The following is a 10,140-nucleotide window of genomic DNA, read 5'->3' as shown; positions in this document are numbered from 1 at the left end:
CCGCGAGACGCGGAAGGGGGCCGGTTCACGTCACTTCTGGACGAAGACCGCCACGCTGCGCGCCGGTACGGTGAAGGTGCCGGCCGCCCGGTCGAACGAGGCGGTACGCAGCACCGGGTCGGCCGAGTCGACAAGCACCGGGTGCAGTGCCACGTCCGCTCCGCGCAGTCCGGTCACCGTCTGGTCGACAGTCGACGGGGTGCTGTTGAAGACGACGGTCAGCGACTTCCACGGCCCGCCCAGCCCTTTGGCGTCCAGGGTCATGGTCAGCACACCCGGCGTCTCCTGCGCGCCGGACAGCGGGAACGCCACCCGTCGCTGTACCTGCTCGGCGGTGGCCAGCCCGAACACCGGCGACGACGCCCGGACGCGTAGCAACTCGGCGTACCGGGCGTCGGTGGTGTTGATCGCCGCGCAGTCCGGCACCAGCGCCGGGTCGGCCAGCAGCGGCTTCGCGTACGGCCACTTGTCCTCGTTGTCGGGTGCGGGCGGCAGACCGGCGCCGAACCCGTTGCCCTCTGCGCAACCCCAGCGGATCTGGTTGAACCAGTCACCGGAGTTGTACGAGTTGCGGTCCAGCGACTTCGACCGCAACCGTTCGGTGCCTGCGGTGACGAACCCGGTGCCCTGTCCCAGCACCACAGTGCCCAACGCCAGCACCTGCATCCGGGAACGGTCGGTCGCCGAGGTGGCCTGCGGCAATTTGTACGCCAACGCGTCGTACAGGATCTCGTTGTCGTGCGCGTCGGCGTAGGTGACGGCCTCCCCGGGCGCAGCCGTGTAGCCGGCCGGGGAGCCGTTGTAGTCGACCTGCGCCCCGGTGACCTCGTGCCCGGCGCTGTCGGTGAACCGGTAGTCGCGCAGGTTCCCGGTGAGCCCCACCTTGATCAGGTCGTGGGCGCGCAGCAGCCGGGCCTTCTGCTCGGCCGGTGACCCGTTGACCGGGTCGCCGTTCGGGTCGGTGTAGAGCCCGGAGGCGAAACCCTGCACCCTCGGGTTCTCGTCGAACGGTCCGCCGCCGCGCACCGCGTCGCGCAGCCGGTCGTTGAAGGTGCCGATGCCGGTGCCGGCCATGTTGGTCTGGGTGGCCTGGACGAAACGGGCGTCGTTGGCGACCTCGCCGAAGTTCCAGCCCTCGCCGTAAAGCATGATCGCCTTGCCGTTCACTCCGTCGCGGGCGACGGTCAACCGGTCCAGGGCCGCCCGGACGGCCAGGATGTTCGCCTTCGGGTGGTGGCCCATCAGGTCGAAGCGGAAACCGTCCACCTTGTACTGTCGCGCCCAGGTGACCAACGAGTCGACCACCAGCTTGCCCATCATCGCGTGCTCGGGAGCGGTGTTGGCGCAGCAGGTGGAGTTGGCCACCGCGCCGTCCTCCAGCAGCCGGTGGTAGTAGCCGGGCACGATCTGGTCGAGCACCGACTTCGCGTCCGTGCCGGCAGCCGACGTGTGGTTGTAGACCACGTCCATGACCACCCGCAGCCCGGCGTCGTTCACCCCGGCGACCATCCGCCGGAACTCGGTGGTCCGCGCCGCGCCGACCGGGTCGACGGCGTAGCCGCCCTCGGGCACTGTGTAGTGCAGCGGGTCGTACCCCCAGTTGTAGCCGTCGGTCTCGGCGACCGCCGCCACGCACTTCTGCTGCTCGGCCGAGTCCGGTGGCAGCGCCGCCAGGTCGCAGGCCGGCTGCCGCTGGTCGGCCCGCTTCTCGGGGATCGTCGCGAAGTCGAACGCCGGCAGCAGGTGCAGGTAGTTGACCCCGGCGTCGCCGAGCGCCCGCAGGTGGGTCATTCCGGCGGTTCCCGGCTCGGTGAACGCGAGGAAGGTCCCCCGCCGCCCGGCCGGCACGGTGTCGTCGGCGATGGAGAAGTCCCGCACTGACAACTCGGTGATCTGCGCCTTCGCGGCCGGCACCGGTGCCGGTTTGCGCAGCGTGCGCCACCCGGGCGGTGCCAGCGCTGGGTCGTTCAGGTCGACGAGCTGGCTGTGCGTGGAGTCGGCGGCGAGGGCCACCGAGTACGGGTCGGTCACCGACGCGGTGACCATCCGCTGCGCCGCCGGCTGCCACGCCCGCACCTCGTACCGATAGAACTTGCCGGTCCAGGTGTGGTCGCCGCGCACCGACCAGACGCCGGTACGGTCGTCGCGGCGCATCGGCACCGACTTCGGTGCGGCGGTGGGCGAGTCGAACAGGTGCAGGCGCACGCTGTGGGCGGTCGGCGCCCAGAGCGCGAGGCTCGGCGTCCGCCCCGCGAAGGTGGGCCCGAGCGTGGCGTCGGTCGCGCGGGAGTACACGTCGTCGAGCACGCCGGGGATCTGCACGCCGGTCGCGGCGAGCAGCGCGCCCTCGGCGTCGCGCTCGGTGACCAGCAGCTGCCCCCGCAGCGCCGCCGGGACCTTGGCCAGGTCCGCCCGGTCCAGGGCGAAGCTACGGTACGACCACAGGTGCGGGAACCTGTCGCGTTGGGCCTCGGTGAGCCCGTTGCGCTGCGCCCGCAGCGGCATCGTGGTGTACGTGCCGGTCAACTCGCCGTCGACCACGCTGACCCCGCCGGTGGGCGCGGTGACCAGCGCGTACGTCCTGCCGTCGGTCGGCGGTGTCCGCCACGCCACAGTGGACCTGTCGATCCAGTGCGCCTCCTGCTTGCCGATGTCGGTGTCTCCGCTGGCGGTGGTGGCCGTCGACGGCAGCAGGCGCCCGGGCGTGGCGGCGAGCAGCCACACTTCCCGGCCGGCGCTGGCGAAGTCGAGCCGCTGGTCGTCGGGCAGGTCCTTGGTGTCGCCGTTGTGGATGATGTAGTTCAGGCCGGTGGCACCGGTCGCCAGTGGCACCCGGAACACCGCCCCGAACGCGTCGACGGTGCTCGGCCTCAGCGGGGCGGACCACTCGGTCGGGTTGGCCGCGCCGTCCCACAGGTGCAGGCCCCAGCCGTCGTAGTTGCCGTCGGCCCGCCGATAGTGGAGCACGGCGGTGCCCTCCTCGACCGGCGGCTCCGGTTCTCCGGCGGCCGCCTGCCTGCTCGGGTAGATCGCCGGGTCGCCCTGCTTGAGCCAGATCTCGCCGGTCTGGGTGACGTCGATGCTGCGGTCCTGGGCGACGTCCTTCGTACCAGCCTTGTCGACAACCAGGAAGTTCACCGACGTCGCGCCCGGCTTGAGTTTCACCCAGGCGAACCGGCCGTAGGAGTCCTCCCCGGCGAACGGCTGCCCCTTCGGCCACTCGGTGACGTACGCCGGGTCGATGTCCCCCCAGGCGTACAGCCCCCAGTCGTCGTACCCTCCGGCCGGGCGCTGGTAGTGCACCACCGCCCACTCCCGGGAGCTGCCCTGCGGCGGGGTTCCCACGACGGCGGTGGACCGGGCGGTGGCGGTACGGCCCCGGCCGTCGCGGACCACCGCCTTGTAGTCGACCCGGGTGCCGCCGGCCAGTCCGGTCAGGTCGTGCTGCACCGTGTACGGGGCGTGGTCGGCGCTGCCCAGCAGTGTCCACCGGCCGCCGGCCACCCGCGCCGCGACGGTGACGGTGGCCAGCGGGTCGCCGGTCACCCGGGCGGTGACCGCTGCCCTGGTGGCGACGGCCGCGTCCGGAACCGGGCTGGTGATGGTGATGGTCGGCTTGTCGGCCGCCGGTGCGACGGGTTTGCCGGCCCGGTACACCGCCGCCGACAACGGCGGCACGGTGAGGGTCAGTTCGCCGTCCCCGCCAGCGGTGGCGCGGTCGGTGCCGCCGTAGATGCCGGTGAAGGTGGCGCCGGCCGACCAGGTGTCCACCGTGACAGTCTGCGCGGTGTCGGCGTTGTTCACTGCCACCACGTACTCGGTGCGGTCGGACGGGGCGATCCGGGAGGCGGCGAAGACGCCCGGCCCGTCAGCCGCGTACCGGGTGACCTGCACGCCGTCGCGCAACGCCGGGTGGGCCTGGCGCAGCCGGCCCAGGTCGGCGATGGTCCGGTACAGCGGGTGGGTCGGGTCGAACTGGTCGCTGGCGTGCGTCCGGTCGGTGCCGAGCAGGTCGTCGTCGAGGTAGTCGGCAACCTTCGACGCGAACATGTCCTGCCGGGCGTCCTTGTCCCCGCCGGGGCCGGTGAAGCCCTGTTCGTCGCCGGAGTAGACCACCGGCTGGCCCCGGGTCAGGAACATCAACTGGTGCGCGAGCTGGTCACGACGCAGGTGGCTGGCCGGGTCGCTGCCACCACCGGCGATGAACGATCCGATCCGGCCCATGTCGTGGTTGCCGAGGAAGGTGGTCAACCGGCCCGCGTCGGTGTCCCGGGCCGCGTAGAGGTCGTCGCGGGCGTACACGTCGGCGAGCGCCTTCGCGGAGCCGGCGCCGGCGGTGAAGCCCCGCGCGGCCTCCTGGAAGGCGAAGTCGAGGGTGGCCGGCAGGCCACCCTGGCGGACGTAGCTGGAGCTGATCTCCGGGTCGGCGCTGTACACCTCGCCGAACATGAAGAAGTCCTTCTTGCCGGCCTTCTCCGCGGCCCGCTCGATGCCCTGGCTGAACTGCGGCCAGAAGTCCATGTTGACGTGCTTCACGGTGTCCAACCGGAAGCCGTCGACGCCGGTCGCGCCGATCCAGTCCCCGTACGCCTTGGTCAAACCCCGCACCACCTCGGGACGCTCGGTCCACAGGTCGTCGAGGCCGAAGAAGTCGCCGTACTCGCTGTTCTCGCCCGCGAAGGTGGAGTCACCCCGGTTGTGGTACATGGTCGCGTCGTTCAGCCAGGCCGGGACCTTGACGCTCGCGTCCTTCGAGTCGGCGAACGTCGGCGTGTACGGGAAGGACTCCTTGTCGACCGGCGGGAACGCCCGGGAGCCGTCGGCGTAGTTGCGGTCCTCGAACGCCCGGCCCTGCGCGTCGGTGTACGGCGAGGTCGCCTTGTCCACGTACGCGTACCTGTCCTCGGCGTACTTGATCACGTCGGCGGTGTGGTTGACGATCACGTCAAGGTAGATCTTGAGGCCGCGCTGGTGGGCGAGCTTGACCAGCCGCTTCATCTCTTCCATCGTGCCGAAGTGCGGGTCCACCTGGGTGAAGTCGGTGATCCAGTAACCGTGGTAGCCGGCCGAGATGTCGTTGCCCGAACCCTGTACCGGCCGGTTCTTGAAGATCGGGGCGAGCCAGATGGCAGTGGTGCCCATCCCCTGGATGTAGTCCAACTTGTCGATGACGCCCTTGAGGTCGCCGCCGTGGTAGAAGCCCTTGTCGGTCGGGTCGAGGCCGGTCCGCAGCCGGTCGCCGGTGAGGCCGCCCCGGTCGTTGCGGGGGTCCCCGTTGGCGAACCGGTCCGGCAGGACGAAGTAGAACTGCTCGGCTCGGGCAGAGTTGCCGCCGGCCTTCAGCAGCGCCTCGGCGGTGGGTTCGGCGCGCCACTGGGTCGCGCCGCCGATCGCGGTTGAGGCGTCGGCGGACGGCCGGGGGGTCGCGGCGGCGGGTTGCACGGCGACCGGAGCGCCGACGAGCGTGACGGTGAGCAGGGAGGCAAGGGCCAGCAGAGCGGTGCGCGGTAACGGCGGGGGTTTCATCGACGCCTTCCTCTGGTCGCTGATTGGCCGCACGCTAACCCTTGCCGAAACATTCTGCAATACCTTGCAAACATGGTCGCAACACAGCACGTCCTTGCGGAAGCGCCGGTCAGAGCCCGTTGCAGCGCGTCCCGTCGACAGTGCACTCCCGCGGTGTGGTGGGGGCCCGCTCCATGTGGAACCGCAACGACACCGAACCACCCGGCGACACGTCGACCCCGCTGACGTACGTGAAGCCGTCGTCGAACTGGCGGATCGTCCCCTGTGGGACGCCCTCCACCCAGGAGGTCACCAGCCGTCCACCCGCGAACTCCAACCGCACCGTCCAACCACGGCTGCGGGTGGACGTGTTGACCATCGCCACCTCGCCGATGAAACCCCCGTCGAAGCTCTGCACCACCCGGTACCGCCCGATCATCGCCGGCTGTCCCGGCGCGGCCCGGCTCGGCGACAGCGTCGCCGCCGGCTTCCCGGTCGGACCGGCCGCCGGTTCGGCCGATGGTGACGCGGGCCCGGCCGCCGCGCTCGGCGGCAGCCCGTTCGCACGGCCGGATATCCCCGGCAGCACCGGCGGCGGAGACGGCACCGAGGTGGGCACGCTCGGCGCCACCACCACCGCCGACGGCACCGGCAGCGCCGGCGGTTGCGCGCCGTCCGGCGCAGGGCTACGTCCCCGGTACGCGCCCAGGGCCACGATGAGCAGGACCACCATCACGACGACACCGGCGCCGACCACGATCCAGGGTGACGTGGCGATCGCCACCGGACCGTGTGGTGGGCGCGGAACACGGCGCATGCCGGACATGTACCTCCTTCAGCGGACCGTCCGCGCAGCGTAGCGATCGGCGGCCCGGCCCGGAAAGCCTTGGCGGTGCGGCGGTGCGGCGGTGCGGCGGTGCGGCGGTGCGGCGGGGCGGCGGGGCGGCGGTGCGGCGGTGCAGCGGTGCAGCGGTGCAGCGGTGGCTCAGCCGATCCGGCAGTCGACCCCGTTGACTGTGCACTTGACCGGTCGCTGCGCCGAGTCACCCCAGCCGACGCGCAGCCGCAGCGTCCGAGAGTCGCCCGCGTCCAGCGAACGGGTGCCGCGCAGGACGAACTCCCCGTGCCCGCGCCCCCGCACCGAGACGCCCGAGTCATCACCCACTCGCAGAGTCCAGGTGTCGTCGTCGAACAGCAGTTCCACCTGCCATTCCGCCGACCGACTCGACTCGTTGGCGATCGACAGGACCGCCGAATCCCCGTCCCAGCCGTTCGAACCGACCTCGTACCGGGCGCTGACCGCGTCCTGCGCCGACGGCGCAATCAGCACGCTCGTCGGCACCGGAGTCGGCGAGCCGGTGACGGTGGCCCGCGGTGACGGTGTCCGGCTACTGCGTGACGGTCGCGGCGACACCGAGCGCCGCTCCACGGCGGCCGGAGTCGGCCCACCGGTGGCCGACGCGGCGGCCGGCACGGTCGGCAGGAACGCCGGAGGCGCGGCCTGCGGCGGCGCGTCCCGCTCCCTGGTGCGAAACGACAGCAGCGCGATCACGAGGAGCACCACCAGCGCGCATACGCCGAGCAGCACCACGATCCACGGCACCGACGCCAACACCCGCGCCGCCCGCGAATCTGCCGCACCGTCCGGCCGCACCGCCATCAGGTCTCCCCTCGTCCCCCACCGACGCGACAGCGTAGCCAGCGCCGCACGGGCCCGAAACCGGGTGGGTACGGATCGGGCCAACCGGCCCCCGTCGGTCAGCCCGTCCGGACGACAGTGCAGATCAGTGGTCCGTCATCCGAGATACGCAGCAGGTAGCGGTACCGCTCCCCCGGCACCGCCTGCCCCCGACAGTCCAGGAACTCCCACTCGACCGCCACCATCGTCAACAGCGCGGACACCGGCTGCACGTCCTCGATCCGGGCGTGGGCCGCGACCAACTCCCGGTCCTGGTAGTCGGGTGCGGCGCCCACGAAGGACAGCGCCACCGCCGCCGCGGACGTGAACGAGAAGCTGTAGGTGTCAGCCACCACCAGCCCCGGCAGGGCGTAACAGCCGGCGATGGCCGGCAGGTCGCCTGAGGTCAACGCCACGCCGTACCGGTCGAAGAAGTCGGCCAACGTGTCAAGGTCCGTGGAGGCGTTCACGGCCACAGCAATTGCCGGTCACCGCACAGCTCAAACCTCAGCGGGGCGGCACCTGAACCTCGATCTCGGAACCCAACCGGGCGTCGCCGGCCAGACCCAGGTCGTCCCCGCTCCAGAACCGCCCCGGGTCGTACCAGTTCGGACGTCGACCCGCCGGCAGCAACCCCATTGCCTCATAGGTCACCGCCACCACCTCGGCGCAGTACGCCGTCTCCAGCGCCCGGTCCCGCTCCCCCGCCGACCGGGCCGAGCTGATCGGGCCGGAAGGGTTGGCGCGGTCGGTGGGGTTGACTTGGGCGGTCGGGTTGGGGCGCTCGGTCGGGTTGGGGCGGGGTGTCGGCTGGCCGAGGCGTGCCAACGCCGACAGCCCACCGAGGTGCGGCAGCGCGGGAAGCCGGCCGGGACGCGGCAGGGCCGGCACCCGACCCCGCACCCAGCGCCACGCCAACTGGGCGGTCGACGGGAACGGCGTGCCGTCCAGCCGCGCGATCGTCCGCAGCACCGCCCGCTCCATCTCCGCGTCGGCCGGCGGGTCGAGCTGCCGCAACCAGGCCCGTTGGCCGTACCGGTTGGCCCAGACGCCCACCGCGTCCCGCAGGTCGTGCAGCTGGACGCCACGTTGGTGGCTGCCCGACCACAGGTCCGGCAACGATTTGCCCAACTCCGCGTGCCACATCAGCGGCGGCATGTCGTCCAGCACCACCGCCATCCCGACGTGATTCACCGGGCTGTTGGTGGTGAACTGGATCGCCCGGTCCGGCACGCTGCGGCCCCGGAACACCCACACGTCACCGGTGCGGGTCAACTCGACGGCCTCATCCAGGCTGATGCTCATGAGGGTCTAGCCTAGGCCGATGCGGCAACGAATGCGGTGGTGGAAGGTTCTCGGGCTGGCCGGGCTCGCCGGTGTCGCGGCCTCCGGCGTGGTCATCGCCCGGGCCGAACGGCGTCGGCGCGCGTACACCCCGGAGGAGATCCGGCAGCGGCTGCTGGAGCGGCACGCCCAGGCCAGCGACGCCGCGAAACCCGGTGACCCGACCTGACCCACCGTCCTCTGTAGATCATCGTTGGGGCAGCCGGGCAGGTCGATGATCGATACGATGAGGCCATGACGACGCCCGTCGCACAGCGGCCCTTCGTCCTGTCCATCCCGGCCGCCCCGGTCGAACGACACGGCAACGTCGACCTGCACCTGCCCACCCACACCGGTCGCGCGCCGGCCGTCGTGGTGGTGCACGGCGCTCCGCTGCCACCCGACGCGCCCGATCCTCGCGACTGGTTGCTCTACCGCGGCTACGGCGCGCTGCTCGCCGCGAGCGGCGTCGTCACCGCGCTGGTCAGCTACCAGGTGTCCGACCTGTCCGCGCTGCCCGCCGCAGCCGACGACATCGCCGCCATGGTCGAGCAGGTCCGCGCCGATCCGCAGGTCGACCCCGAGCGGGTGGTGCTGTGGTTCTTCTCCGGCGGCGGCCTCTTCGCGGCCGACTGGCTGCGTGTCCGACCGGCCTGGCTACGCGGGATCGCACTGACCTACCCGCTGCTCGTTCCGTTCCCCGGCTGGGAGGTCGACGCCCGGTTCCTGCCGGTCGAGGCACTCAGCTCCGGCACCGGCGTGCCACTGGTGCTGACCCGCGCCGGTCAGGACATCCCGCCGGTCCTGGCCGGCATCGACGCGTTCCTCCCCGCGGCGGCCGCAAAGGGCTGGCCGGTGCAGGTGATCGAGGTGCCGGACGGGCAGCACTCCTTCGACATCCTCAACCACGGCCCGCAATCCGAGGCAGCCGTCCTGGCCGCCCGCGACGCCGTCCTGGAACTGCTCGACGCAACCTGACCACCTCCACCAGGTACCGATGCAGGGCGGCATGATCGAACTCGGCTTCCGTGATGTCGGGGGGTCTCCGCCACCGGGACACCGCGTTTTCAGGGAACCAGAGTAGATCATGGGGTTTTGGCCGCCGTGTCGGGTTCGGTAGGGTGACGGTTCGGGTGGTTTGTCGGGTTCGGGGCGAATGTCGGGTGGTCGGGGCCACCCCGGCGGCGGAATCGTGGGCCGGGCCGGGTCGTTATACCTGGCAGACCACCGCGACCGTCGAGTCGTAGGGCGCGGGCAGCGGCCCCCGGGAACACCTGGCAGGCCACTGCGGTTATACCCCCGGAACGGCCGAGCACCACAACGGCCGGGCCGCCGCCGGGAACACCTGGCAGGCCGCCCCGGTTACACCCCCGGAACGGCCGAGCAGCACAACAGGCCGACCCCCCGCAGGTAAGGCGGAATGATCCGCCACCGGCACCGTTACACCCCGTCCCGACGCCGACCCCCTCGTTGCGGGTCGCCGGGCACGAACTTCCCCCCACCACCATTCACCCCCCGGTGTGGTGTGGGCATCCCCCGAGGCAGAGGAGCACGCCATCATGCGTACCGATCTGATTCGTAAGACCGCCCTGACCGCCGCCGGCCTCGCCTTCACCGGAGGCGCCATCGCCGGC

General features: G+C 71.6%; 7 protein-coding genes. 2 read left to right on the top strand and 5 right to left on the bottom strand.

The window, feature by feature from the left end:
* Positions 1-30 precede the first annotated feature (30 nt).
* The 5 genes from pulA to AB0B48_RS29065 form a co-directional block, all read right to left on the bottom strand.
* A complete protein-coding gene (gene pulA / locus AB0B48_RS29085; protein ID WP_357207044.1) occupies positions 31-5,526 on the bottom strand; it encodes a pullulanase-type alpha-1,6-glucosidase in 5,496 nt (1,831 codons plus the stop codon).
* 109 nt (positions 5,527-5,635) lie between these two features.
* Positions 5,636-6,331, bottom strand: coding sequence for a cellulose binding domain-containing protein (locus AB0B48_RS29080; protein ID WP_357207042.1), 696 nt, complete (start codon positions 6,329-6,331; stop codon positions 5,636-5,638).
* A 159-nt stretch (positions 6,332-6,490) separates the two neighbouring features.
* Positions 6,491-7,165, bottom strand: a complete 675-nt coding sequence (locus AB0B48_RS29075) for a hypothetical protein (RefSeq protein WP_357207040.1) — start codon at positions 7,163-7,165, stop codon at positions 6,491-6,493.
* A 98-nt stretch (positions 7,166-7,263) separates the two neighbouring features.
* Entirely contained in the window at positions 7,264-7,653 is a 390-nt protein-coding gene (locus AB0B48_RS29070) for a hypothetical protein (protein ID WP_357207039.1), read from the bottom strand.
* A 37-nt stretch (positions 7,654-7,690) separates the two neighbouring features.
* On the bottom strand, positions 7,691-8,488 hold the full coding sequence (locus AB0B48_RS29065; protein ID WP_357207037.1) for a hypothetical protein: 798 nt from the start codon (positions 8,486-8,488) through the stop codon (positions 7,691-7,693).
* A gap of 19 nt (positions 8,489-8,507) precedes the next feature.
* Here AB0B48_RS29065 and AB0B48_RS29060 point away from each other — a divergent pair, with 19 nt between their 5' ends.
* Positions 8,508-8,696, top strand: coding sequence for a hypothetical protein (locus AB0B48_RS29060; protein WP_238671532.1), 189 nt, complete (start codon positions 8,508-8,510; stop codon positions 8,694-8,696).
* Between the two features lie 65 nt (positions 8,697-8,761).
* On the top strand, positions 8,762-9,484 hold the full coding sequence (locus AB0B48_RS29055) for a hypothetical protein (protein ID WP_357207035.1): 723 nt from the start codon (positions 8,762-8,764) through the stop codon (positions 9,482-9,484).
* The last annotated feature ends 656 nt before the right edge of the window (positions 9,485-10,140 follow it).

Origin of the sequence: Micromonospora sp. NPDC049089 (assembly GCF_040648775.1) — a bacterium.
Taxonomy (GTDB): Bacteria; Actinomycetota; Actinomycetes; order Mycobacteriales; family Micromonosporaceae; genus Micromonospora.
The sequence above is the reverse complement of the archived record's forward strand: the minus strand, read 5'-3'. Positions and strand labels throughout refer to the sequence as shown.

Coding starts and splice junctions, on each gene's coding strand:
- AB0B48_RS29060 (WP_238671532.1), top strand. CDS start 8,508: ATGCGGCAACGAATGCGGTGGTGGAAGGTTCTCGGGCTGGCCGGGCTC.
- AB0B48_RS29075 (WP_357207040.1), bottom strand. CDS start 7,165: ATGGCGGTGCGGCCGGACGGTGCGGCAGATTCGCGGGCGGCGCGGGTG.
- AB0B48_RS29080 (WP_357207042.1), bottom strand. CDS start 6,331: ATGTCCGGCATGCGCCGTGTTCCGCGCCCACCACACGGTCCGGTGGCG.
- AB0B48_RS29065 (WP_357207037.1), bottom strand. CDS start 8,488: ATGAGCATCAGCCTGGATGAGGCCGTCGAGTTGACCCGCACCGGTGAC.
- pulA (WP_357207044.1), bottom strand. CDS start 5,526: ATGAAACCCCCGCCGTTACCGCGCACCGCTCTGCTGGCCCTTGCCTCC.
- AB0B48_RS29055 (WP_357207035.1), top strand. CDS start 8,762: ATGACGACGCCCGTCGCACAGCGGCCCTTCGTCCTGTCCATCCCGGCC.